21 protein-coding genes and 3 tRNA genes are annotated in these 23,010 nt (G+C 74.6%); 16 read left to right on the plus strand and 8 right to left on the minus strand.

Annotated features, from left to right (window positions below; genetic code table 11):
* Positions 1-197 precede the first annotated feature (197 nt).
* The 3 genes from ACH4J0_RS03905 to ACH4J0_RS03915 all read left to right on the plus strand — a co-directional run bounded on the left by ACH4J0_RS03905 (position 198) and on the right by ACH4J0_RS03915 (position 1,578).
* Positions 198-710 carry a ribonuclease gene (locus tag ACH4J0_RS03905; protein ID WP_396236083.1) on the plus strand — a complete coding sequence of 171 codons (513 nt, stop codon included), beginning with the start codon at positions 198-200 and terminating at the stop codon, positions 708-710.
* A gap of 80 nt (positions 711-790) precedes the next feature.
* A complete protein-coding gene (locus ACH4J0_RS03910; protein ID WP_396236084.1) occupies positions 791-1,267 on the plus strand; it encodes a hypothetical protein in 477 nt (158 codons plus the stop codon).
* Positions 1,267-1,578, plus strand: a complete 312-nt coding sequence (locus ACH4J0_RS03915; protein ID WP_396236085.1) for a transcriptional regulator — start codon at positions 1,267-1,269, stop codon at positions 1,576-1,578. Before ACH4J0_RS03910 ends, ACH4J0_RS03915 begins: the two co-directional genes overlap by 1 nt.
* 13 nt (positions 1,579-1,591) lie before the next feature.
* Here the strand turns inward: ACH4J0_RS03915 and ACH4J0_RS03920 are convergent, their stop codons facing one another.
* Positions 1,592-2,587, minus strand: a complete 996-nt coding sequence (locus ACH4J0_RS03920; protein ID WP_396236086.1) for a hypothetical protein — start codon at positions 2,585-2,587, stop codon at positions 1,592-1,594.
* A gap of 123 nt (positions 2,588-2,710) precedes the next feature.
* Between ACH4J0_RS03920 and ACH4J0_RS03925 the strand changes: the two genes are divergently transcribed.
* Complete coding sequence (locus tag ACH4J0_RS03925) at positions 2,711-3,964, plus strand: ADP-ribosylglycohydrolase family protein (protein WP_396236087.1); 1,254 nt, start codon at positions 2,711-2,713, stop codon at positions 3,962-3,964.
* A gap of 4 nt (positions 3,965-3,968) precedes the next feature.
* On the opposite strand, the gene ACH4J0_RS03930 is transcribed toward ACH4J0_RS03925, so the two are convergent.
* Complete coding sequence (locus ACH4J0_RS03930; RefSeq protein WP_396236088.1) at positions 3,969-4,703, minus strand: GNAT family N-acetyltransferase; 735 nt, start codon at positions 4,701-4,703, stop codon at positions 3,969-3,971.
* Positions 4,704-5,378: 675 nt separating this feature from the next.
* Here ACH4J0_RS03930 and ACH4J0_RS03935 point away from each other — a divergent pair.
* The 5 genes from ACH4J0_RS03935 to ACH4J0_RS03955 all read left to right on the plus strand — a co-directional run bounded on the left by ACH4J0_RS03935 (position 5,379) and on the right by ACH4J0_RS03955 (position 12,228).
* Complete coding sequence (locus ACH4J0_RS03935) at positions 5,379-6,323, plus strand: PAC2 family protein (protein ID WP_396236089.1); 945 nt, start codon at positions 5,379-5,381, stop codon at positions 6,321-6,323.
* Between the two features lie 137 nt (positions 6,324-6,460).
* Positions 6,461-7,462, plus strand: a complete 1,002-nt coding sequence (locus ACH4J0_RS03940) for an SGNH/GDSL hydrolase family protein (protein ID WP_396236090.1) — start codon at positions 6,461-6,463, stop codon at positions 7,460-7,462.
* A 148-nt stretch (positions 7,463-7,610) separates the two neighbouring features.
* A complete protein-coding gene (locus ACH4J0_RS03945) occupies positions 7,611-8,921 on the plus strand; it encodes a deoxyguanosinetriphosphate triphosphohydrolase (protein ID WP_396236091.1) in 1,311 nt (436 codons plus the stop codon).
* A 96-nt stretch (positions 8,922-9,017) separates the two neighbouring features.
* Positions 9,018-10,934, plus strand: a complete 1,917-nt coding sequence (gene dnaG, locus ACH4J0_RS03950; protein WP_396236092.1) for a DNA primase — start codon at positions 9,018-9,020, stop codon at positions 10,932-10,934.
* Between the two features lie 145 nt (positions 10,935-11,079).
* Entirely contained in the window at positions 11,080-12,228 is a 1,149-nt protein-coding gene (locus ACH4J0_RS03955) for a sigma-70 family RNA polymerase sigma factor (RefSeq protein ID WP_396236093.1), read from the plus strand.
* Positions 12,229-12,286: 58 nt separating this feature from the next.
* Here the strand turns inward: ACH4J0_RS03955 and ACH4J0_RS03960 are convergent, their stop codons facing one another.
* The 4 genes from ACH4J0_RS03960 to ACH4J0_RS03975 all read right to left on the minus strand — a co-directional run bounded on the left by ACH4J0_RS03960 (position 12,287) and on the right by ACH4J0_RS03975 (position 17,199).
* The gene (locus tag ACH4J0_RS03960) at positions 12,287-13,339 is read right to left on the minus strand and encodes a DUF2690 domain-containing protein (protein WP_396236094.1); all 1,053 of its coding nucleotides are present in this window, start codon (positions 13,337-13,339) and stop codon (positions 12,287-12,289) included.
* A gap of 461 nt (positions 13,340-13,800) precedes the next feature.
* Positions 13,801-15,204 (minus strand): glutamate decarboxylase, encoded by a 1,404-nt coding sequence (locus ACH4J0_RS03965; RefSeq protein WP_396236095.1) that lies wholly within the window; start codon positions 15,202-15,204, stop codon positions 13,801-13,803.
* Positions 15,205-15,331: 127 nt separating this feature from the next.
* The gene (locus ACH4J0_RS03970) at positions 15,332-16,768 is read right to left on the minus strand and encodes an FGGY family carbohydrate kinase (protein WP_396236096.1); all 1,437 of its coding nucleotides are present in this window, start codon (positions 16,766-16,768) and stop codon (positions 15,332-15,334) included.
* Positions 16,769-16,893: 125 nt separating this feature from the next.
* A complete protein-coding gene (locus tag ACH4J0_RS03975) occupies positions 16,894-17,199 on the minus strand; it encodes a hypothetical protein (protein ID WP_396236097.1) in 306 nt (101 codons plus the stop codon).
* Positions 17,200-17,428: 229 nt separating this feature from the next.
* Here ACH4J0_RS03975 and ACH4J0_RS03980 point away from each other — a divergent pair.
* Together ACH4J0_RS03980 and ACH4J0_RS03985 are read left to right on the plus strand one after the other, a co-directional pair.
* Positions 17,429-17,501: transfer RNA gene (locus tag ACH4J0_RS03980), tRNA-Asn, on the plus strand.
* A 63-nt stretch (positions 17,502-17,564) separates the two neighbouring features.
* A tRNA-Asn gene (locus tag ACH4J0_RS03985) sits at positions 17,565-17,637 on the plus strand.
* 126 nt (positions 17,638-17,763) lie between these two features.
* On the opposite strand, the gene ACH4J0_RS03990 is transcribed toward ACH4J0_RS03985, so the two are convergent.
* Together ACH4J0_RS03990 and ACH4J0_RS03995 are read right to left on the minus strand one after the other, a co-directional pair.
* Positions 17,764-18,513 (minus strand): trypsin-like serine peptidase, encoded by a 750-nt coding sequence (locus ACH4J0_RS03990; RefSeq protein WP_396236098.1) that lies wholly within the window; start codon positions 18,511-18,513, stop codon positions 17,764-17,766.
* Positions 18,514-18,637: 124 nt separating this feature from the next.
* The gene (locus tag ACH4J0_RS03995; RefSeq protein WP_396236099.1) at positions 18,638-19,486 is read right to left on the minus strand and encodes a trypsin-like serine peptidase; all 849 of its coding nucleotides are present in this window, start codon (positions 19,484-19,486) and stop codon (positions 18,638-18,640) included.
* A gap of 189 nt (positions 19,487-19,675) precedes the next feature.
* Here ACH4J0_RS03995 and ACH4J0_RS04000 point away from each other — a divergent pair.
* The 5 genes from ACH4J0_RS04000 (at position 19,676) to ACH4J0_RS04020 (ending at position 22,982) form a co-directional block, all read left to right on the plus strand.
* Positions 19,676-19,749: transfer RNA gene (locus tag ACH4J0_RS04000), tRNA-Ile, on the plus strand.
* A gap of 286 nt (positions 19,750-20,035) precedes the next feature.
* Positions 20,036-20,983: an SPFH domain-containing protein gene (locus ACH4J0_RS04005; protein ID WP_396236100.1), complete on the plus strand. Its 948-nt coding sequence runs from the start codon at positions 20,036-20,038 to the stop codon at positions 20,981-20,983.
* Positions 20,984-20,987: 4 nt separating this feature from the next.
* Positions 20,988-21,221 carry a hypothetical protein gene (locus tag ACH4J0_RS04010; RefSeq protein ID WP_396236101.1) on the plus strand — a complete coding sequence of 78 codons (234 nt, stop codon included), beginning with the start codon at positions 20,988-20,990 and terminating at the stop codon, positions 21,219-21,221.
* A gap of 60 nt (positions 21,222-21,281) precedes the next feature.
* Entirely contained in the window at positions 21,282-21,950 is a 669-nt protein-coding gene (locus tag ACH4J0_RS04015) for a GPP34 family phosphoprotein (RefSeq protein WP_396236102.1), read from the plus strand.
* A 123-nt stretch (positions 21,951-22,073) separates the two neighbouring features.
* Complete coding sequence (locus tag ACH4J0_RS04020; RefSeq protein WP_396236103.1) at positions 22,074-22,982, plus strand: 1-aminocyclopropane-1-carboxylate deaminase/D-cysteine desulfhydrase; 909 nt, start codon at positions 22,074-22,076, stop codon at positions 22,980-22,982.
* Positions 22,983-23,010: the final 28 nt, after the last annotated feature.

A 23,010-nucleotide genomic window follows, 5' to 3' on the forward strand; every position in this document is an offset into this window, starting at 1 on the left:
GGGCCGCCCCCCCCCCCCCCCCCCGGGCGCGGGGGGGGCCCCCCCCGGCCCCCCCCCCCCGCCCCCCCCCCCCCCCCCCCCCGCCGGGCCCCCCCCCCCCCCCCCCCCCCCCCCCCCCCCCGGCCGTACGTTCGTGTGGCGTCCGTCATGGGTGCGACACGGCTGTCCGGTCCCGGGCGCCTGCCAAGCTGGACCGCATGACCAGAAGCAAGAGCCCGCTCGTCCTCGTGGCCGTCCTGATCCTGGCCGTGCTCGCCGGGGTCGGGTACCTGCTCGCCGGCAAGGGCGGCAGCGGCCACCCCAGGGCTGCCGCGAGCTCCACCGCCGCCGCGGGCACCTCGGCCCCCAAGCCCTCGGCCCCCAAGCCGTCCCCGCCCGCCGGCGGCGCCTCCGCCCCGAGCGGCGCCTGGACGCCCGCCGACCCGGCGCTGGCCGACGTCTGCCGCACCAAGCTGCCCAGCCAGGCCCAGGACACCCTCTCCCTGATCGCCAAGAACGGCCCGTACCCGTACAACCGGGACGGCATCGTGTTCGAGAACCGCGAGAGCCGCCTGCCGAAGAAGGGCAACGGCTACTACCACGAGTTCACCGTCGTCACCCCGGGCTCCGACGACCGCGGCACCCGACGGGTCGTCACCGGCGTCTCCGGCGAGCAGTACTGGTCCCCGGACCACTACGCGACCTTCCAGGAGATCGACCCGCGCTGCTGAACCGGCAGTTGACGGAAAGTACTTTCCAGTTCGGAAAGTCGATGGCATGGTGGAGTCACCACCGCTTCGAGGGGGATGCCATGAGCGACTCGATTCCTGCCGACCTGCCCGCCGCCGAGGCGCTGCGACTGGCCGACCGGGCCGGCGCGGCCGCCCGGCGGCCGCGCCCCACACCCCGCTGGTACGGGCCGACCCTGGCGGCCGGCTTCGTCGTCTTCGGGATCGCGACCGGCCAGGCCGTCGCGGCCGGACAGGCCTGGCTGATCGGGATCCTCGGCGGCGCCTGGGGCGCACTGAGCGGCCTGATCGGGTGGGCCGGGATGCGCGGCGGCGGCGTCGTCCGGCGCGAGGCGCCGTCCGGGCTGGGCGGCCCGGTGCTGCTGACCGTCCTCTCCGTGCTGGCGGCGATGCTGAGCGCCATGGCGCTCGCCTGGTGGGCGGGTGGCGGTCCCGGGTGGATCGGGGCGGCGGGCGGGTCCGCCGGGGGAGCGGTCTTCCGGGTGGCGGACAACGCGCTCAACCGCCGAATCGAGCAGCTGCGGAAGGCCGGCGGCTGATGCCCGCCGCCCTCGACCCGCTGCTCCAGCACGCCACCCGGCTCACCGTGCTCGCCTTCCTCGGCGCCTGCCGGGAGGCGGAGTTCGCCGCCGTCCGGGAGCACTGCGAGGTCTCCGACTCCGTCCTCAGCAAGGCCGCCACCGCCTTGGAGGAGGCCGGGTACCTGGCGGTGAAGAAGGGCTACGTCGGCAAGCGCCCGCGCACCTGGCTCGCCGCCACCCGGGAGGGCCGCGCCGCGCTCGCCGCGCACCTCGCCGAACTCCAGCGACTGGTGGCCGCCGCCGAGGCGGCCGGGGCCCAGCACGCCTGAGGGGCCTGCGGGTTCACCGGGGCCGCCGCCAGCTGATCCGCCCGTGCGGGCCGTGGGGGCCGGTGGTGACCAGGGCGGTCAGCTCGTGCAGCACCGGCGCCGGGTCGCGCCGCAACTGGACCGGGGTGGTGCGCACCACCGGCAGGCCCGCGGCGGTGAGGCGGTTGGCACGGGCCAGGCCGCGTTCGTGGTCGGTCGGGCGCAGGTGGTAGGCGCGGGAGTCGATCTCCAGGGCCACGCGGGAGTGTGGCCAGTACGCGTCCGGCACGGCGAGGAACCGGCCGTCCAGGAACAGCACCGGGTTCCACAGCGGTTCCGGCAGGCCCGCGTGGGCGAGCACCTCGCGGGCCTCGCCCTCCACCACCGAGCGCACCCCGGCGGTCAGGTCCTCCACCACCCGGGCCACCTGCGGCAGGGCCAGCGCCCCCGGCCGGGCGAGCAACTGGTCGAGCAGCTCGCCGAGTTCGCAGTGCCGCCGCTGCACCGCCTCGGCGCACAGCGCCCGGAACCGGCGCTGCCCGGTCTCCTGCGGCGCCACGTCCGCCAGCGCCCGCGCGACCGTGGCGCTCCACAGCCCGTCGTCCCGCTGGAAGCCGCCCGGCATCGCCCCGGACGCCCGGTGCACCGGGACGAACTCCCGGTCCCCCAAACGGCGTTGGGTCGGGATCAGCACATCGACCTCGGCCAGGTCGGCCGGGTGCCCGGCGCTCGGCAATCCGGCCTCCGCCAGCACCGCGAAGCCGGTCAGCAGCACCTCCCCGGGCTGCGGCTGCCGTCCCTTCGGGCTCGCATACGCCAGGGCGGCCCTCGTCCTCTGATGCGACGTCAATCTTCCGCTCTTCAAGCAGACGACCCGCGGCAGCACCTGCTGCCAGGGCCCGCCCGGCCGCAGCCGGTGGGCGATCGTGCCGGAGGGCACACCGAGGCGGCGCAGCTGCGCCCGGGTGGCGATGTGCTGCTGGTCGGCGCCGAGCAGGACGACGGGGTCGAGCGGGTTCGCGCGGGTCATACCCGGGTGCTGCCCGCCCGGATCGGCGGTATGCGAAACATCCCTCGTCGGGGGCGGCCCGGAACGGAGGTTGACGGCACGGTGGTTGACGGAACGGCCGTCGACGGCTGAGCTTGGTCCCACATGATGACCGAACCCAACGGCCCGGCGCTCGACGCGCTCAACGGCCTCTCCGTCGGTGACGCCCTCGGCGCCCAGTTCTTCGTCCCGGAAACCGCCCGGGCCCACTTCACCACCCGTACCGACCCGCCCGGCCCCTGGCCGTGGACCGACGACACCGAGATGGCCTGCTCGGTGTACGCCGCCCAGCGCGAACGCGGCACCATCGACACCTTCGACCTCACCCACGCCTTCGCCCGCCGCCACGACTTCGACCGCGGCTACGGCCCGGCCGCCAACCGGATGCTCCGACTGGTCCGCGAGGGCGGCGACGCCAAGGCCCTGGCCGCCGGTCTCTTCGACGGCCAGGGCTCGTACGGCAACGGCGCCGCGATGCGGGTCGCTCCGCTGGGGGCGGCGTACGCGGACGACCCGTCCGCCGTGGTCGGGCCCGCCGCGGACACCGCCGTGATCACCCACACCCACCCGCAGGCGGTGGACGGGGCGATCGCGGTCGCGGTGGCGGCCGCGTACGCGGTCCGGGCCCGGACCGAGCCGATGACGCCGGAGGCCTTCCTGGAGGCGGTGGTCGAGCTCACTCCGTACGGCGCCCTGCGCGAGGCCCTCGCCGAAGCGATCCGGCTGGTCGACGAGCCGGACCTGCGGGCGGTCGCCCACGTACTCGGCAACGGCAGCCGGACCTCAGCAGTCGACACCGTCCCGTACGCGCTGTGGTGCGCCGCCCGACGGCTGACCGACTACCGGGCGGCCGTCCGGGAGGCGATCGCCGCCGGCGGTGACATGGACACTGTGGCCGCGATCACCGGGGGAGTGGTGGCCGCGTACACCGGCAGCCACGGCATCCCCGCGAGCTGGATGGCCGCCCGTGAACCGCTGCCCGACTGGGCGTTCCCCGAGCCCGGCAGCGTTCGGGCGGCTCCCGCGGACGACTCGTACCTGAAACCGCTGCGGCTGCCCCGCCCTTGCCCGGTGCCGGACCTCGTCTGGACCGAGGAGCAGTGGCAAGGGGTCAGGTCCGGGCGGATCCCCGGGGACATCGACGGACGGTGGGTGTTCTACACCGCCGAGGGCGTCCTGTACCTGCACCGCAGCTGGACCGGCTTCGAGATCTGGCGCGTGCGGGTCGCCCCGACCGAGGGCGGCGGCTGGCGGCCGGTGTCCGCGCTGGTCGAGGCGTACCCCAAGCACTACGCGGGTGAGCACGAGGTCCCCGAAGGCCTCCTTCGCGCGGTGGCCGGGGACCACGGCCTGCGGTGATCCCTCAGGCCGTGATCATCAGCTGCCCGGTGCCGCTGCCGCCTTGTCTAAGACACTCCTGGTTGATCGCCGGATCCGGGGCGCTCGGCGAGGTGGCGGCGGCGATCCGCAGCTCGATGATGTCCCGGACGGCGGGCCATTCGGAGTCCAGGATCGAGTAGAACGCCGTGGAGCGCACCACCCCGTCCAGCCCGCGCGAGTGCGCCCGGCGGACGCCCTCGGAGGTCGCGCCGAGCCGCTCGATGGCGGCCCGGGAACGCAGGTTGCGGGCGTCGGCGCGCAGCGAGATCCGCTGCACGCCCCAGGTTTCGAAGGCGTGCCGGAGCATCAGCAGCTTGGCCTCGGTGTTGATGCCGGTGCCCTGGGCGCGCGGCGAGAGCCAGGTGTTGCCGATCTCGGCGGCGTCCGGGACGGCCGTCGCCGGATCGCCGAACGGCACGCCGGGCGCGGGCGGCCACACCAGGGGGCCCTGCCAGTAGTCGAGTTCCAGGAACCGGGTGGAGCCGACCACCCGGCCGTCGGCGACGTTCACCGTCGCGAACGGCATCGACCGGCCCGCGGCCTGGTCGGCGAGCGCTCGCGCGACGTAGTCGCGAGCCGCTTCCAGGCCGTGCGGGACGGGGGTGAAGGCGTAGGTCGTACGGTCCTCGGCGCCGGCCTCGGCGATGGCCTCGGCATGGTGTGCGGCGAGGGGCTCCAGCCGCACGGTGCGGCCGGTGAGGGTGACAGGTGCTGGCACGGAACCCTCTGTCCTTCATCGGTCGTAGGGCGCGGTCCGCGCCGGGGTGCGGCACGGGCTGCGGTGGACTGTTCGCCCCGGCCCGGTTTCCGCCTCCGGGTACCCGTGCGCGCCGGAGGATTCCGGTCGGGCGGGGCGGGGGGCGGCGGCCCGGAACGGGCGGCGCGTGGTGCCGGAACGGACACGGGTCCTCGGACCGGTCCGGCGGGAAGAGCGAGGGGACAGTGTGCGTCCGCGAAATGGCCGAGGAGGAAACGAGTGCGCGAAGGGAAGCAGGCGGCCAGGTGAAGGCAAGATGCGTCGTGGGTGGCTGTCCGAGCACCGATCCGGGTCGTGGTCGACGGCGTTACGGACGACGTGACGACGACGCGACGATGCGAGGCAGCGAGAGGACGATACCCGCCAGAACGCGGTGCGTCACTTCGCGGCACGCGAATGGCGGCGCGGGTCACCACCGCGCGCCCGGGATCGGGCTGTTGAACACCCGTGACCAGGGGCTTTTCCTTCGGGTGCGATCATGGTCCGGAGCGGTCGGCGACGGCCTCCGGCCGCGTCGCCGGGCGGGTCGCCCGTCGAGCGGTTGGCCGGAACGGGAATTCCGGCGCGGCCCGGCACGCTGGAGAGGACGAGAAGCCGGTCGGATCGGGACGAGCAGAGAACGGGGATGGGTGCGCGGTGCGAGACTTCCAGGCGCTGTACGAGCTGGATGAGCGGGGCGTGGCCGCAGTGGCCGAGGCCAACGCGGAGCTGCGTGACACCGGCGCCGGCTTGGTGCTGCTCCACCACTTCGAGGGCTTCATGGACGCCGGCGAGGCCGGCGGCCAGGTGGTGGCCCACCTGCTGGAGACGGGTTCGCCGCAGGTGGTGGCCCGCTTCGACCACGACCGGCTGGTGGACTACCGGGCCCGCCGCCCCGCGATGGTCTTCGACCACGACCACTGGACGTCCTACGACCCGCCGGAGATCCTGCTCCAGCTGGTCCGCGACGCCGCCGGCGCCCCGTTCCTGCTGCTCACCGGCCCCGAGCCGGACGTCGAGTGGGAGCGTTTCGCGCGCGCCGTCCGCGAGCTGGTCGAGCGCTTCGAGGTCCGGCTCAGCCTGGACTTCCACGGCATCCCGATGGGTGTGCCGCACACCCGCCCGGTCGGCCTGACGCCGCACGGCAACCGGCTCGACCTCGCGCCGGGCTACCCCCAGTGGTTCGAGCAGGCGCAGGTCCCGGGCAGCGCCCAGGCGCTGCTGGAGTACCGGCTCGCCGAGGCCGGGCACGACGTGCTGGGCTTCGCCGTGCACGTCCCCCACTACGTGGCCCGTTCGGCCTACCCGGCCGCCGCCGTACTGATCCTGGAGGTGGTGCAGTCCGCCACCGGACTCGTCCTGCCCGGCACCCGGCTGCGCGAGCGGGTCGGCGAGGTGTACGCCGACATCGAGGAGCAGCTGGCCCAGGGGGACGGCGAGTTGCGCTCGGCGATCCGCGGCATGGAGGGCCAGTACGACGCGGTGGCGGGCGCCGAGGGCCGGGAGAGCCTGCTGGCCGAGCCGGCCGACCTGCCCTCGGCGGACGAGCTGGGGCGCCGCTTCGAGGAGTTCCTGGCCGAGCACGAGCGCGGCGCCGAGTAGCGGCCCGGGCCGGGCGGCTACGGAACGGAGCCCCGGCCCGGGAGTCATCGGCGCCGCCCGTACGTTGGACACGGCGGCGCCCGGGGGACGGGCCGCCGTAGGGAGCTGCCCGTGACTCGCGCCCCCGGGGGGATGCCATGCCGAGGACCACACGCCCGACCGTCGTCGTGACGGCCGGGCTCGCCGCCCTGCTGCTGGCCGGACTGGCCGGCTGCACCGGCGGGGGCGGTTCGGACGGTTCGGACCAGGGGTTCGCGGGGGCGCTTCCCGGCCGCGCCCCGGCCGGTGCCACCCCGACGCCGACCACCACCCCGCCCACCGGCCCGTACGTGGCGCTCGGCGACTCGTACACCGCCGGGCCGAAGATCGACCCCCAGGTCGGCGAGCCGGGCGGCTGCGGCCGCTCCGGCGCCAACTACCCCTCCCTCGTGGCGAAGGCGCTCGCCCTGGCGCCCGGGCAGTTCCGGGACGTCAGTTGCAGCGGCGCCCGCACCGGGGACCTGAAGGCCGTGCAGCAGACCGACGGCGGGCCCAACCCGGCCCAGCTGGACGCGCTGACCCCGGCCACCCGGCTGGTCACCCTGGGCATCGGCGGCAACGACGCGGGCTTCATGCAGGTCCTCACCGAGTGCGCCAAGGACACCCTGGTGGAGGCGGTGAAGGGCCTGGTCGACGAGGGCGGCTCGGCCGCTCCCTGCCGGGAGCACTACGCCTCCGGCGGCGCCGACCAGCTGCGGGCCCGGGTGGACGAGGCCGGCGGGAAGGTCGCCGACGTCCTCCAGGAGATCAGGCGCCGGTCCCCGCAGGCCCGGGTGTACGTGGTCGGCTACCCGGCGCTGCTCCCGGCCGACCCGGTGAGCTGCCAGCCGGTGCTGGGCACCACGATCGCGGCGGCGGACCTCGGCTTCCTCACCGAGAAGGAGCAGCAGCTCAACGGGATGCTCAGGCAGCGGGCGGCGGCCGCCGGGGCGGTGTTCGTGGACACCGCCGGGCCCTCGGCCGGGCACGACATGTGCGCGGGGGAGGGCGCCCGCTGGATCGAGCCGCCCTTCCCGGCCCACGGGCTCACCCCGGTTCACCCCAACGCCAAGGGGGAGGAGGGGGTGGCCGGCGTCGTGCTGAAGGCCGTCCGGGGCTGACCGGGCGGGTCCGGAACGGGGCCGTCCGAGTACGAGCGATTCGCGGGGGCGGACACCGGCGCGCCTCCCGCGGTTCACGCCCCGGTGCGCACCCCTTCGTGCGCGGTACACCCCGCGTGTCGGGGGTGCGGCGTACCGTGAGACGCATATGGATGACACCACGCACCGCCTCGCCGCCCCGATCCCGTACGACCACGCCGCCGAGGCCCGCTGGGTCCCCGAACCGGACAAGCGCCCCGGCCGCACCGCGTTCCAGCGCGACCGCGCCCGGGTGCTGCACTCCGCCGCGCTGCGCCGCCTGGCCGGCACCACCCAGGTGGTCGCCCCGATGCGCAGCGACTTCCCGCGCACCCGGCTCACCCACTCGCTCGAATGCGCCCAGGTCGGACGGGAGTTGGGCGCGGCCCTGGGCTGCGACCCGGACCTGGTGGAGACCGGCTGCCTGGCCCACGACATCGGCCACCCGCCGTTCGGCCACACCGGCGAGGAGGCCCTCGACCAGGCCGCCGAGGCCTGCGGCGGTTTCGAGGGCAACGCCCAGTCGCTGCGCATCCTGACCCGGCTCGAACCCAAGCGCTTCGCGCCCCAGGACGACCAGCCCGCCGCCCGGCTCGCCCCCTGGCCCGGCCGCAGCGTCGGCCTCAACCTGACCAGGGCCGCCCTGGACGCCGCCACCAAGTACCCGTGGACCAAGGGTGCCCACCCCGTCGACCCGGCCTCGCCCAAGTACGGCGTCTACGCCGACGACCTGCCGGTCTTCCGCTGGCTGCGGGCAGGCTCCCCGGCCGGGCGCAAGTGCTTCGAGGCCACCGTCATGGACTGGTCCGACGACGTGGCCTACTCCACCCACGACGTCGAGGACGGCCTCCAGGCCGGCCACATCGACCCGGCCGCGCTGCGTGCCCCCAGCGAGCGCGCCGAACTGTTCAAGGTCGCCGAGCGCTACGCCCCGGACGCCGAGCCGGAGGAGCTGGCCGCCGCACTGGACCGGCTGCTCGCCCAGGACTGGTGGCCGCGGAGCTACGACGGCACGGCGCGCGCCCGGGCCGGGCTCAAGGACCTCACCAGCCAGCTGATCGGCCGCTTCTGCCTGGCCGCCGAGCAGGCCACCCGGGTCCGCTACGGCCCCGGCCGGCTCACCCGCTACGCCGCCGAGCTGGTGGTGCCGAGGGACGTCCGGCTGGAGTGCGCGGTGCTCAAGGCCGTCGCCGTCCGCTTCGTCATGATGCGCGACGAGCAGGCCCAGCTGCGGGCCCGCCAGCGGATCGTGATCGCCGAGCTGGCGTACGTCCTGACCCAGCGCGCCCCCGAGGGGCTGGACCCGGTGTTCGCCGCGATGTACCACGAGGCCGAGGACGACCGCGCCGCCCTCCGCACGGTCGTCGACCAGATCGCCACCCTCACGGACGCCTCGGCCCTCGCCCTGCACGCCAAACTGGTCGGCGCCGCCTGGGCGTAGCCGCCCCGGCGGGGGAGACCGAGGTCACCTCCGAGGGGCGGGTCGGCGGTGGCCCGGCGCGGCCGGAAACCCCGGCCGTCCCAGTAGACTTCCGGGGTGGCCGGGCGGATCAGGGACGAAGACGTACAGGCGGTGCGCAGCGCACTGCCGATCGACGCGGTGGTCGGCGACTACGTACAGCTGACCAACGGTGGCGGCGGCGAGTACAAGGGCGTGTGCCCCTTCCACGACGAGAAGTCGGCCTCCTTCTACGTCAACCCCGCCAAGGGCGTCTTCCACTGCTTCGGCTGTCAGGAGAACGGCGACACCATCGCCTTCCTGATGAAGATCGAGCACTTCACCTTCGCCGAGGCCGTCGAGCGGATGGCCGCCCAGGCCGGCATCACCCTGCGCTATGAGGAGGGCGGCTACAGCCCCCGCCACCAGCAGGGCGAGCGCACCCGTCTGGTCGAGGCGCACAAGGTGGCGGCGGCCTGGTACCAGGAGCAGCTGGCCTCGCCGGAGGCTGAGATCGGCCGCCGCTTCCTGGCGGAGCGCGGGTTCGCCGAGGAGGCCGCCAAGGCCTTCGGCGTCGGCTACGCCCCCGCGGGGTGGGAGCACCTGGTCCGCTTCCTGCGCGGCAAGGGCTTCACCGACAAGGAGATCCTCCAGGGCGGCCTGGCGTCGCAGGGCCAGCGCGGCGGCCTGATCGACCGCTTCCGGGGCCGTCTGGTGTGGCCGATCCGGGACATCGCGGGCGAGGTGGTCGGCTTCGGCGCCCGCCGGCTGCGCGAGGACGACAACGGCCCGAAGTACCTGAACACCCCCGAGACGCCGATCTACAAGAAGTCCCACGTGCTGTACGGCATCGACCTGGCGAAGAAGGAGATCGCCAAGTCGGGCCGCGCGGTGGTGGTCGAGGGCTACACCGACGTGATGGCCTGCCACCTGGCCGGGGTCACCTCGGCGGTGGCCACCTGCGGCACCGCCTTCGCCGAGGACCACATCAAGATCATCCGCCGGCTGCTGATGGACACCTCGCAGTACCGGGGCGAGACGGTCTTCACCTTCGACGGCGACGCGGCCGGCCAGAAGGCCGCCCTGCGCGCCTTCGAGGACGACCAGAAGTTCGCCGCCAAGACCTCCATCGCGGTCAGCCCGGGCGGCATGGACCCCTGCGAGCTGCGCCTGGCCCAGGGCGACGAGGCGGTCCGGCAGCTGATCGACCACCCGGTCCCGCTGTTCGAGTTCGCGCTGAACACGGCGGTGTCGAAGCACCGGGTCGAGACGCCGGAGGGGCAGGCCGCCGCCATGGAGGAGGCGGCCCTGATCGTCGCCAAGATCAAGGACCCGTCGATCCGGCACGGCTACGCGATCCGTCTGGCCGGCATGCTCGGCGTCAACCCCGGCGACGAGCAGTTCGTGGTCCGCCGGATCGCGCAGCTGGCCCGCTGGGAGCGGGAGAAGCAGCAGAACCCCCGCGCCAACGGCCAGCAGCGGCGCACCGAGCAGCCCGTCACGGCACCCCGCCCCGCCCGGCCCGCCTTCCGGCTCGACCCGCGCGACCCGGCCCAGTTCGTCGAGCGCGAGCTGCTCAAGCTGGCGCTCCAGCACCCGGACCTGGTCAGCCCGGCCTTCGACCACTACGGCGACGAGGAGTTCCCGACCCCGCCGTACACCGCCGTCCGGCAGGCCATCGCCAAGGCCGGCGGCGCCGCGTACGGGGCGACCCTGCCCGACTTCACCAGTGCGGTGCGCGAGGCGGCCCCGGACGACCAGGTGCGCTCGCTGGTGACCGAGCTGACCGTCGAGCCGGTGCGCTCGCTCCGCAAGGCGGACGCGGTCTACGCGGGCGAGTTCCTGGTGAAGCTGCGCCTCCTGGCCGTCGACCGCCGGATCGCCGAGGTCCGCGGCTACCTCCAGCGGCTCGGCCACCGGGCCGACGCCGAGCAGCTGCACGCGGTGCAGACCGAGCTGTGGCAGCTCCAGCAGTACGGGCAGCAGCTCCGCAGCCGGGGCGCGGCGGCGCTGTAGCCGCGGTGGGGCCTGTGAGCCCTGGAAGTCCTGCGCAGAAAGTCGGCGCACGAGTCTCGGCCACGGAGCGTGGCGTACCCCACACTGGAGGGCGTCCCACCTCCGTACAGCGCGGGTCCGCCAGAGTCGCGCCCGCCCCGAGGGGATGTCCGTGGACCGAGGCCCTGCCGCAGCGACCACCGCCACCAGACGAACCGACCCCGCCGCGCCGCCGGCCGGGGAGCAGGAGACGGACCACGGCCGGGCCGGGTCCGCGCCCCCGGACGGCGCGCGGATCCCCGCCCAGGAGCTGCCGGAGGGCCACCCCGACCGTCCGGACCCGGGGGCCGGCCCGGAGGCCGGTGACGGCGGTGACGGACCGCCCGAGCCCTCCGAGGGCGGCGGCCCGGCCGCCGACCTGCTGCGCCAGTACCTGCGTGAAATCGGCCGGATCCGGCTCCTCACCGCCGCCGAGGAGGTCGAGTTGGCCACCCGGATCGAGGCCGGCCTGTTCGCCGAGGAACGGCTCGACGGCGATCCGCCGCCGCCCGACCCGCTGGCCCGCGAGCTGGACACCCTGGTGGTCCTCGGCCGGATCGCCAAGCGCCGTCTGATCGAGGCGAACCTGCGGCTGGTGGTGTCCGTCGCCAAGCGCTACGTCGGCCGCGGGCTGACGCTGCTGGACCTGATCCAGGAGGGCAACCTCGGCCTGATCCGGGCGGTGGAGAAGTTCGACTACGCCCGCGGCTACAAGTTCTCGACCTATGCGACCTGGTGGATCCGGCAGGCGATGAGCCGGGCGCTGGCCGACCAGGCCCGGACGATCCGGGTGCCGGTGCACGTGGTCGAGCTGATCAACCGGGTGGTCCGGGTGCAGCGCGTCCTGCTCCAGGAACGCGGCCTGGAACCGACCCCGGCCGACATCGCCACCGCCCTGGAACTCACCGAGGTGCGGGTGCGCGAACTGCTCCGGCTGGCCCAGGAGCCGATCTCGCTGCACACCCCGGTCGGCGAGGAGGACGACATCGCGCTCGGCGACCTGATCGAGGACGCCGACGCCGCCTCGCCCGTCGAGTCCGCGACCTTCCTGCTGCTGCGCCAGCACCTGGACGCGGTGCTGGCCACCCTGGGCGAGCGGGAGCGCCAGGTCGTCCAGCTCCGCTACGGGCTGGACGACGGCCGCCCGCGCACCCTGGAGGAGATCGGCGCGGTGTTCGGCGTGACCAGGGAGCGGATCCGCCAGATCGAGTCCAAGACGCTGGTCAAGCTCCGCGACCACGCCCACTCCGCGCAGCTGCGCGGCTACCTCGACTAGGGCCTGTCCGGCGTCGCGCGCCCGGCGGGACCCGCCGGACAGGCCCTGGCGGACGGGCCTAGGGAGCGGACGGGCTGGGCGACGGCAGGTCGGTGGGCGGCGCCTGCGACGGCGGGGCGGAGTCGCTGGGCGTCGCCGCCGCGGACCCGGCGCCCGGGGGCGGGGAGGCGGGGCCGATCGGGATCGGGGTGGAGGCCACCACCGAGGCCAGGTCGGTGACGGTCGAGGTGCAGTCGTGCCCGGCGGGCTGGAAGCCGCAGACCTGGAAGCCGATCGACGGGTCGGCGGCGTTCAGCATCGCCGAGTAGTTGTCGTACCCCCAGTGGATCAGCGCGGTCTCGCTGTCCCCGGCGCTGTCGGTGATCACCGCGTAGTCCTTGGGCTCGCCCTCGGTGATCGCCGCCCAGGCGGCCTGGCAGGCCCGGCTGTACCGGAGGTACACGACGACCTTGCCGATCACCTGGGTCTGGAGGGTCCGGGCGTCCTTGCCGCAGCCGGTGGTCTTGGGGTCCTTGTGGGCGCAGCCGACGGCCCGGCACGGGGGGTCGGAGGGCGCGGGCCTGGCGGTGGCCGGGGCGGTCGGGGCCGGCGTGTCGGCCGCCGAGGCCTGGTCGTCGTGCCGGCTGACCCGCAGGCCGGCCAGCACCAGCAGCAGCGCCAGCAGCACCGCGCCGCAGACCAGCGCCACCGGGCGCCGCCACCACGCGACGGCGGGCTCGGCCGGGACGGGCTCGGGGGTCTCCTCGGTCGCCGGCGACGGCCCCTCGGGTCCCGCCCCGTCGGCGGGCTCCGCCGCCGCCCCGGCCGCCGGCTCCTCGTCGGCGGGCCCGGCCGACGACTCCTCGGCGGCCGGCTCCGTCGCCTGCCGCCACAGCCTCCGCAGTGCCGCGGCGTCGCAGTCCACCGCCCCGATCAGCGTCTCCAGCGCCTGTTCGGTGACCACCCGTTTGCCGTTCAGCCAGCGCTCCCAGGAGGCGCGGCTGTAGTGGGTGCGGCCGGCCAGCTCGGACAGCGAGAGTCCTGCGGCGTCCTTGATCCTCCGGAGCTCCTCCGCCAGCAGCCGGGCGGGCTCGGACAGCCCCTCGGGCAGGTCCTTCCACGCGGAAGCCAATGCGACCCTCCATGACTCGCGAGACGGGACAACGGTGGACGGGACGGGAGGGTGCGCGCGCCCGGTCCGGCCGTTCGGTGTCTCTCCCCTTCTCCAACCTCAGCGGCCTGCCGTCCCAAACTCCAGGTCATGGCGTTGAGACGGACGGAAGTGTCTCACAACCCCCCGCATCGTCGAACAGTCACGTGTTGGTGGTGCAGAGTTCTCCTCGCCGGTGCGTTCCGCCGCCCCGGCCGCTTCGTTCGGGCCCGGCCGGTCGGCCGGTACGGCCCGACACGGGGTCCCGGACACCCCCACCGGGGGGGGGGGGGGGGGGGGGGGGGGGGGGGGGGGGCGCGCCCCGCCCCCCCCCCCCCCCGGCGGGGGGGGGGGGGGGGGGGCGCCCCCCCCCCCCGACCGGGACCATCCGGCGGGAGGGCGCTTCCCCTGCGCCCTCCCGCCGCGGCTTTCCAGCCGCCCCCTCAGTGGTGGAAGCCCTCGCTGGCCGGCACCCCCAGCTCCTTGAGCGGGACGGGCTGGCGCCGCAGCTCCGGCAGCAGCCGGTGGAGGTCGCCCAGCAGCAGGTCGGCGAGGTCCCGGGAGAAGCCGTTGCGGCAGACCACCCGGAGCACCGACAGATCCTCCCGGTCCGGCGGGAAGGTGTAGGCGGGCACCTGCCAGCCGCGCTCGCGCAGCCGCCGCGAGACGTCGAACACGTCGAAGTTCACGTCCTCGGTGGTGGTGAAGGCGAACACCGGGAGCTGGTCGCCGCGGGTCAGCAGCCGGAAGCAGTCCAGCTTCCCGATCTCCCCGGCCAGGTAGGTGGCGACTTCCCGGCAGGCGCCCTGGACGGCCTCGAAGCCGGCCCGGCCGAGTCGCAGGAAGACGTAGTACTGCGCCGCGACCTGCGCGCCGGGCCGGGAGAAGTTGAGCGCGAAGGTCGGCATCTCGCCGCCCAGGTAGTTGACCCGGAAGACCAGTTCCTCGGGCAGCGCCTCCTGGTCCCGCCACAGCGCCCAGCCGACGCCGGGGTAGACCAGTCCGTACTTGTGGCCGGAGGTGTTGATCGACTGCACCCGGGGGAGCCGGAAGTCCCAGGCCAGGTCGGGATCGAGGAACGGCGCCACCATGCCGCCGGAGGCGCCGTCCACGTGCACCGGGACGTCCAGGCCGGTGCGCTCCTGGAGCTCGTCCAGGGCCGCGCAGATCTCCGCGATCGGCTCGTACGACCCGTCGAAGGTCGAACCGAGGATGCCGACCACGCCGATGGTGTCCTCGTCGCACAGCGCGGCCGCCTGCTCGGCGCCGAGGTGGAAGCGCTCGCCCTCCATCGGCGCGGTGCGGGCCTCGACCTCCCAGAAGTTGCAGAACTTGTCCCAGCACACCTGCACGTTGACGCCCATCACCAGGTTGGGCCTGGCTCCGGCCGCGTAGCGCTCGGGGTTGCGGCGCATCCAGCGGCGCTTGAGCGCCATGCCGGCCAGCATGCAGGCCTCGCTGGAGCCGGTGGTGGAGCAGCCGACCGTGGTGTCCGGGTCGGGGGCGTGCCAGAGGTCGGCGAGGATGGCCACGCAGCGCCGCTCCAGTTCGGCGGTCTGCGGGTACTCGTCCTTGTCGATCATGTTCTTGTCCAGGCACTCGGTCATCAGCCGGGTGGCCTGCACCTCCATCGAGGTGGTGACGAAGGTCGCCAGGTTGAGCTTGGCGCTGCCGTCCAGCATCAGCTCGTCGTGGATCAGCTGGTACGCGGTGTCGGCGGCGACCGCGCCCTCGCCGAGCCGGTGCACCGGCGGGGCGAGCTCCATCGAGCCCAGCGGATCGGTGATGCCGACGAAAGGGTTGACGTTGAGCCGGCGGTCGCTGCCGGTTCCCTTGTGCAGGGCCATGGGATCCTGCCGTCCTTCGCTCGGTGGCCGTGTCCCGATCCACGCTGCCACCGGGCGCCGGGTGACGCATCTTCATCGGCCGACTCCGGCCGGGGCCGTCGTCGACGGCGCAACGGCCGGCGGTCCGCTACGCGGAGGCCGCCTCCGGGTGGACCTGGTCCCGGGCGGCGCGGTACTGCTGGCGCACCGCCGAACCGATCGCGAGGTCCTGCTCACCCCCGGGCTCGACCGTCTCGGCCTCCGGCAGCTCCCACTCCGGCGGTTCGGCGGTGCCGGCCAGCGCCCAGGCGGCCTGCCGGGCGGCGCCGCGGGCGGCGTGGGCGCCCGGCGGGGGCACCACGACCGGGACGCCGAACAGCATCGGGGCGGTGTGCCGTACGACCGGCAGCCGGCCGGCCGCGCCGAGCAGGAACACCCGCTTGATCTCGACGCCCTGGGCGCGCAGCACGTCCAGCGCGTCGGCGATGTTGCACAGCATGCCCTCCACGGCGGCCCGCGCCAGGTGTTGGGGGGTCATCGCCCCGACCCGCAGGCCGGTCAGGGTGCCGGCGGCGTGCGGCAGGGCGGGGGTGCGCTCGCCGTCCAGGTAGGGGAGCAGCACCAGGCCGTAGGCCCCGGGGGAGGAGTGCAGGGCGAGGTCGCTCAGCCCGTCGAGGTCCACGCCGAGCATGGCGGCGGTGGAGCGCAGCACCTGGGCGGCGTTGAGGGTGGCGACCATCGGCAGGTGGCGGCCGCTCGCGTCGGCGAAGGAGGAGACCAGGCCGGTGGCGTCCACCACGGCCTTCTCGTGCACGGCGAAGATCGTCCCGGCGCTGCCGAGCGAGACCACCGCGTCGCCCGGGCCGAGGCCCAGGCCCAGTGCGGCGGCCATGTTGTCGCCGGTGCCGGCCGAGATCAGCAGGCCCTCGGGGGTGTGCCCGGCGGGTTCGGCGGGGCCGAGCACGTCCGGCAGCCTGAGTGCGTGGCCGAGCGCCAGCTCGACCAGGTCCTGCCGGTACTCGCCGCTGATGGGGGACCAGTAGCCGGTGCCGGAGGCGTCGCCGCGGTCCGTGGTGCGGCGCTTGGGGTGGCCGAGCAACTGCCAGACCAGCCAGTCGTGCGGCAGCAGCACCTCGGCGACCCGGCGGGCGTTGGCCGGCTCGAACTCGGCCAGCCAGCGCAGCTTGGCGATGGTGTACATGGGGCTGGGCACCGCGCCGATCGCGGCGGTCCAGGCGGCCGGTCCGCCGAGGGCGTCCAGCAGTTTGGCGGCGGCGCCGCTGGAGCGCGGGTCGTTCCACAGGATCGCGGGCCGGACCAGCACCCCGCCCGCGTCCAGGCCGATCATGCCGTGCTGCTGGGCGCTGACGCCGATCGCCCGGACGCCCTCCAGCAGGCCGCCGGCCGCGGCGTCGCCGAGCGAGTGCAGCCAGACCTGCGGGTCGGTCTCGCCGGGGCGCAGGTCCTGGTCCTCGGGGACGGGGTGCGGCGCCTTGCCGGAGCGAAGGACGGTGCCGGTGTCGGTGTCGCACGCGACGATCCGGGTGCGGTTGGTCGAACTGTCTATCCCCGCGACGATGGCCATGCCGAGATCATGCCTCAGCCCGGCCCGGTACGCGTCCGGGCCGGGCGAGCCGTTGCCGGTTCGGGACCCCTGGTTGGGGCCCCCTTTGCCCGGGGTCCGTCTGCGGACCCCGGATCACCGCGCCGTCACGGCCGGAAGGTACCCCAGCCGTCGTCCTCCGACCGGGACCGGCTGAAGTACGGCACCCGGTCGGTGACCGCGTTCGGCAGTCGGTCCCCGACCCGGTCCGCGACGGCGCCGGCCGCCTTCCCGGCCACCGCGCCGGCCTGATGCCGTGCCCGGTCGGCCGCGCCCTGGACCGCGGGGTTCTGGGCGATCTGCCGGGTGACCTTGGTGATCTGCTCGTAGCGCTGGCGCCCGGCCCGCGAGCCGAGGACGTAGCCGGCCGCGAAACCCACGGCCAACGACAGCTTCCACATGATCGAACCCACCCTCTCCTGGCGGCTTTCTGCCGCATTGCCCTACCCGTTCTCGGGACGGCGAACCGTCCGTGCCCCCAGCATCCCCGGGTGTCGTCGGGGGCGCGCGCGGGGCACGCCGGACCGGCGGTCCGGGGCGGGCCGGGAAAGCGATTGGCGGACCACCCCCCCGAGTGCGCTAATGTATGTCCCGCAGCGAGCGCCGAGGAGCCCGGGAGACGGGAGCCGAGGCGGAAGTCGATCCCCCATAGCTCAATTGGCAGAGCAGCCGACTGTTAATCGGCAGGTTATTGGTTCGAGTCCAATTGGGGGAGCTCAGGAGGAGCGCTCTTCGGGAGCCCACTTCCTGTGCGTGGTACGGAAGTCCAGTACCGCGATCCCGCATAGCTCAATTGGCAGAGCAGCCGGCTGTTAACCGGCAGGTTATTGGTTCGAGTCCAATTGCGGGAGCTGCGCCGGGTCCGCCCGGTGACTGCTCAGAGCGAAGGCCCCTCGGACGACCGGGGGGCCTTCGTGTTGCCCGGGCCGGTGTCGCGTGCGTCACCCCCGGGCGCGTTGCCCCGGGGCCCGCGTCGATCAGGTGGTCGCCTTCCGGTAGAGGTCGGAGACCCGCTGGTCGAAGGCGACGCTGTACGAGGTGCCCGGGGTCTCCCCGCCCTCCTGGTAGCCGCCGATCACGCCGACCACCGCGCCGTCGCCGGTCACCCACGGGCTGCCGCTGGTGCCGTCGGTGTAGCCGCCGCAGTCGAAGCGCTCCTGGGTGGAGCTCTGCCTGCTGGTGCGGACCGAGCAGGTGATCGGTTCGTCGCTCACGTTGGGGTAGCCGGTCACCGAGACCGCCAGCCCGACGCCCCGGCCGGTGCCGAGCGGATTGCCGCCGACCGCGTCCTCGACCTGCCGGCCGTCGGCCGGGCGCACCGTGACGAAGGCCACGTCGTAGTCGGGGTCGTCGCCCGAGGCCCAGCGCGGGTCGACGGTGATCGACTCGACCTGCCAACTCCCGTACGGGGCGTACCCGTTGCGGTATCCGGGGGTGAACACCAGGCCGTCCAGCACGCCGACCCGCTGGTTCTGGACGCAGTGCGCGGCGGTGACCAGCAGATTGCGTCCGGGGCTGTGCACCACGCTCGCGGTGCAGGTCCGGGAGCCCTGGGGGCTGTGGATGGACAGGGTGCCGATCCGGTCGCGGACCGGGTTCTGCTGGGCGACCTCGGCGTTCGGCGAGGGATCCGCCCCGGCGCCGCACGCGGTGCCGGAGGCCAGCAGCAGGGCGGCCAGCGCGGTCGCTCCGGCCGCGCGCGGGGCCGGCACCGGGCGGGGGGCCATCGGCGCTCCGTCTCGTTCCTCGGGGCGGGCATCCGGGCCGTGCGTTCCGCCGTTCGTGAGGAAGATCTACCAGGCCGTGCCCGGCGGCGCCACTGCCGGGGTCCGGAGACGGGCCGGGGCGCCTTCAGCCGGTGGCCCGGTCGTACAGGGCCTGGACCCGGTCGCCGAAGTAGCTGCTGTACGAGGTGTCCGGGCTGTTGCCACCCTCCTGGTAGCCGCCGATCACGCCGACCACGGTGCCGGTCCTGGTGGCGGGGTCGAAGTCGGTGACCCACGGGCTGCCGCTGGTGCCGCCGGTGTAGTCGGGGCAGTCGATCCGCAGCTGGCTGGCGCTCTGCTCGGAGGTGGTGTTGGCGCAGGTGATCGGGACGTCGCTGCTGCCCGGGTAGCCGGTGACCCGCACCGGGACGTGGTAACCGCGGTTGATGCCCAGCTTGTTGGCGCCGAGCACCTGCTGCACCTGCTGCCCGTTCTGGGCCTGGACGACCGCGAAGGCGACGTCCACGTCCGGGTCGGCGTGGTCCTTCCAGCCGTCGTCCACGGTGACGGCCAGCAGCGGCCACACGCCGCTCGGGGTGTCGCCGTTGCGGTAGCCGGGGACGAAGACCAGGTCGCTGCGCTGACCGATCTTCGGGTCCCAGACGCAGTGGGCGGCGGTGACGACGAGGTTGAGGCCGGCGCTGTCCACGACGCTGGCGGTGCAGAAGTGGTCGCCGGCCGCGTTGCGGGTGAACACCGCGCCGACCAGGCCGTTGAGCACGGTGGGCTTGGCGGTGCGGGTGACCCCGGTGTGCCTGGCGGCCGCGCCCCTGAGGCGCTGCTTGGTCCAGCCGTGGCTGTTGGCGGTGCCGGTCGGCGGTGCCGAGGTGACCGTCGGGGCGATGCTGCCGGGCCGCGTCGCGGTGGTGCAGCCCGCCGTCGCGAGCGCCAGCACCAGGGCCCCGGCCGCCGCTCGCGTCCCACGCATCGTCATCAGCCCAGGCTGCCCTGTCGCGGCCCTCGGCCGCCACCCGGGGGCCGCCTCCAGGAGCGGCGCGTGCAGCCGGACCCCAGGTACGCCCCCGGCGCGCACCACGGGTGATCGACCGGCTATGCTGCCCGGGACGGCCTCGCGGGGCCGTCTGCTGCTGCCGTGGCCGGGAACCGGCGCGCGCGGCGAACCGGGGCGGTAGCTCAGCCGGTTAGAGCAGGGGACTCATAATCCCTTGGTCGTGGGTTCGAGTCCCACCCGCCCCACCTCTGCGACGCGTGACGAGTGTCGTACGACCGTCCCGGACGGCTCCTGAGCTGGAGCTTCACCGCCCGTGACGACGGAAGTCTAGAACCCGGCCGGCTTCTCCCGGTCCGTGGCGCGCCGGAATTCACCCGCCCGTAGGCATACGGCCCCGGAGCCGTCTGGCGGCCGCCTCCCGCCCCGTGGGCCCCCTGTGTACCGGTCACATGCCGACCCCTGGCGCTCTGCGCGAAAAAAGTGATATCACTTTGACAGCTCAAGCGGACACTCGCACTGGGGGACGGTCTCATGACCACACCGCGTTTCGCCGTCGAGGACGGCCCTGCCATCGACCTTCCGGCCCCGAAGATCACCGAACGGGTCATCACCGGCGCCGCCGGCCTGCCCGTGCTCGGGGGCGCGCTGCTCGGCGTGCTCGCCGGGTTCGGCGCCCTGATCGCCGGAGGGGCCCAGCTCAGCGGCGGCAGCAAGGGGGCGGGGATCCCGCTGGTGGTCGTCGGACCGCTGGTGGCGCTCGGCTCGTTGCTGCTGCTGTGCGGGCTGACGGTCGTATCGCCCGGCCAGGCCCGGGTGGTCCAGCTGCTCGGCCGCTACCGCGGCACCATCCGCGCCGCCGGTCTGACCTGGGTGAACCCGTTCACCAGCCGGCGCCGGATCTCCACCCGGATCCGCAACCACGAGACCGAGACCACCAAGGTCAACGACGCGGACGGCAACCCGATCGAGATGGCCGCCGTGGTGGTCTGGCAGGTCGAGGACACCGCGATGGCGGTGTTCGAGGTGGACGACTACGTCGACTTCGTCGCCATCCAGACCGAGACGGCCGTCCGGCACATCGCCACCAGCTACCCGTACGACGCCCACCACGAGGGGCAGTTGTCGCTGCGCGACGGCGCGGACGAGATCGCCCGCAAGCTCTCCGCCGAGATCGCCGCCCGGGTCGCCTCGGCCGGTGTGCGGGTCATCGAGTCCCGGATCACCCGGCTCGCCTACGCGCCCGAGGTCGCCCAGGTGATGCTCCAGCGGCAGCAGGCCGGGGCTGTGGTGGCCGCCCGGCGGCTGATCGTCGAGGGCGCCGTCGGTATGGTCGAGGAGGCGCTGGACCGGCTCGCCGAGCGGGACGTGGTGGAGTTGGACGAGGAGCGCAAGGCCGCCATGGTGAGCAACCTCCTGGTGGTGCTCTGCGGCGACCGGGGCACCCAGCCCGTCGTGAACACGGGTTCCCTCTACCAGTAAGGGCGTGGCATTGGCGACGGAACGGAAGAAGCTCCTGCTGCGACTGGACCCTTCAGTTCACGACGCGCTGGCCAGGTGGGCCTCGGACGAACTGCGCAGCACCAACGCGCAGATCGAGTTCGTGCTCCGACGCGCCCTCACCGACGCCGGACGTATGCCCAGTGGTGCGGCCGGGCTTCCCCGGCGCGGCCGACCGCCCAAGGACGGCCCGGAGAGCGGCGGTTCCGGAGGGGACTGACCGCAGTCGCCGGGCCCGTCCACCAGATCTGCCGGATCGCCAAATCCTTCGGAGACCGAGATGGACCTGCCCGTCAATCTGCCCGAGAAGCTCTACCTGCTCGCCCACGACCCGCGCCGCGGGCGGACCACCCAGCACTCCTCGCTCAACCTGCTGCTCCAGGCGGCGGCACTGACCGAACTGCTGCGCCGGGGCCTGCTGTACGAGGAGGGCCGCAAGGCCGTCGCCCGGGTCCGCGGCGGGGCCGCCGAAGCCGGCCTCGACCCGTACAGCGCCCGCCTGTTGGGCCAGATCAGGGCGTCCCGGCCGCACAGCTGGAGCACCTGGGTCGGCCGCGCCAGGAGCACCGGGCGCGACCAGCCGGTCCGCTGGGTCCGGGACGGCCTGGCGGACGCCGACCGGGTCACCCTGCGGCAGCACCGGGTGGCCGGGCTGTTCCCGGTGACCCTGGTCACCCTGGACGACCCCGGGGCGCGCGAGGCCCTGGTGGCCGCCGTCGCCGGGGCGCTGAAGGGGCCGCTCAGCCGGGTCGACCCGGCCGACGCGGCGCTGACCGCCCTGGTCGCGGCCGGCAGGCTGCGCTCCGTCCTGAGCGCCCGGCAGCGCCGGGAGCACCGCGCCCGGATCGGGAAGCTGGCCCCCGCGGCCGGCCCGGTCCCGCGGGCCCTCGGCAAGGCGCTGGCCTGGCAGATGGCGGGCCACGCGGCGCACAGCGCGGCCGTGGGGTGACGGGCCGTCCACGGGGGTGACGGCCCGCCCGGGGCAGCGGAGCCCGGTCGCCGGACAGGCGCCCGGGCTCCCACCGTTCGGGGCCCGCCCGTCCGGGATTCGGAGGGGCCCTAAGCTGGCGGGGTGCTCCTACCCGCCCTGCTGCCGACCCCGCTGGTGGACTGCACCGACGAGGCCTTCGCCCGGGCCGGGGTGGAGCTGCGGCTCAAGCGGGACGACCTGCTGCACCCGAGCGTCCCCGGCAACAAGTGGCGCAAGCTCGCGCCCAACCTGGCCGCCGCCGTCGAGCAGGGCCACACCCGGCTGCTGACCTTCGGCGGGGCCTACTCGACCCACCTGCGGGCGGTCGCGGCCGCCGCCGGGGCGCTCGGACTGGAGAGCGTCGGGCTGGTGCGGGGCGAGGAACTGGCCGGCCGGCCGCGCAACTGGTCGCTGCGGGCCGCCGAGGAGTGCGGGATGCGGCTGGAGTTCCTCACCCGGACCGCCTACCGGGAGGCCACCGGCCGGGCCGGCGCCGGGGACGGTGCGGAACCGCAACGCCGCTGGGGCCCCTGCCTGGTGCTCCCGGAGGGCGGCTCCAACGCCCTGGCCGCGACCGGCGCGGCCGCGATCCCGGCCGAACTGCCCGACCTGGGCGCCCGCGACGTGGTCTGCTGCCCGGTCGGCACCGGGGGCACCCTGGCCGGCATCGCGGCGGGCCTGCCGCCGGGCGCGCGGGCGCTCGGGGTGGCCGTGCTGCGCGGCGGCGAGGGCTACCTGGAGGAGGAGGTCACCCGGCTGCACCGGGCCGGGTTCGGGCGCGAGTTCGACAACTGGCGGATCGACCACGCCCACCACGGCGGCGGCTACGGCAAGGTCCCGGCCGAACTCGCCGCCTTCGCGGGGGAGTTCGAGCGCCGGCACGGAATCCCGGTGGAGCGCCGGTACGTCGCCAAGCTGCTCGCCGCCCTGGCCGACCTGGCCGGGGCGGGTGCCTTCCCGCGCGGCACCCGCCTGACGGCCGTGGTCACGGGCCTGCCGGACCCCCGGTAGCCCCCTCGGTGGGCCCTTTTCGGCGGGC

It is taken from the genome of Kitasatospora sp. NPDC017646 (assembly GCF_044329365.1).
GTDB lineage: Bacteria > Actinomycetota > Actinomycetes > Streptomycetales > Streptomycetaceae > Kitasatospora.

Bases quoted from the DNA above. Each gene is read 5' to 3' on its own strand.
- ACH4J0_RS03905 (WP_396236083.1), top strand. From the start codon at position 198: ATGACCAGAAGCAAGAGCCCGCTCGTCCTCGTGGCCGTCCTGATCCTG.
- ACH4J0_RS03910 (WP_396236084.1), top strand. From the start codon at position 791: ATGAGCGACTCGATTCCTGCCGACCTGCCCGCCGCCGAGGCGCTGCGA.
- ACH4J0_RS03915 (WP_396236085.1), top strand. From the start codon at position 1,267: ATGCCCGCCGCCCTCGACCCGCTGCTCCAGCACGCCACCCGGCTCACC.
- ACH4J0_RS03920 (WP_396236086.1), bottom strand. From the start codon at position 2,587: ATGACCCGCGCGAACCCGCTCGACCCCGTCGTCCTGCTCGGCGCCGAC.
- ACH4J0_RS03925 (WP_396236087.1), top strand. From the start codon at position 2,711: ATGATGACCGAACCCAACGGCCCGGCGCTCGACGCGCTCAACGGCCTC.
- ACH4J0_RS03940 (WP_396236090.1), top strand. From the start codon at position 6,461: ATGCCGAGGACCACACGCCCGACCGTCGTCGTGACGGCCGGGCTCGCC.
- ACH4J0_RS03945 (WP_396236091.1), top strand. From the start codon at position 7,611: ATGGATGACACCACGCACCGCCTCGCCGCCCCGATCCCGTACGACCAC.
- ACH4J0_RS03955 (WP_396236093.1), top strand. From the start codon at position 11,080: ATGTCCGTGGACCGAGGCCCTGCCGCAGCGACCACCGCCACCAGACGA.
- ACH4J0_RS03965 (WP_396236095.1), bottom strand. From the start codon at position 15,204: ATGGCCCTGCACAAGGGAACCGGCAGCGACCGCCGGCTCAACGTCAAC.
- ACH4J0_RS03970 (WP_396236096.1), bottom strand. From the start codon at position 16,768: ATGGCCATCGTCGCGGGGATAGACAGTTCGACCAACCGCACCCGGATC.
- ACH4J0_RS03990 (WP_396236098.1), bottom strand. From the start codon at position 18,513: ATGGCCCCCCGCCCGGTGCCGGCCCCGCGCGCGGCCGGAGCGACCGCG.
- ACH4J0_RS03995 (WP_396236099.1), bottom strand. From the start codon at position 19,486: ATGACGATGCGTGGGACGCGAGCGGCGGCCGGGGCCCTGGTGCTGGCG.
- ACH4J0_RS04005 (WP_396236100.1), top strand. From the start codon at position 20,036: ATGACCACACCGCGTTTCGCCGTCGAGGACGGCCCTGCCATCGACCTT.
- ACH4J0_RS04015 (WP_396236102.1), top strand. From the start codon at position 21,282: ATGGACCTGCCCGTCAATCTGCCCGAGAAGCTCTACCTGCTCGCCCAC.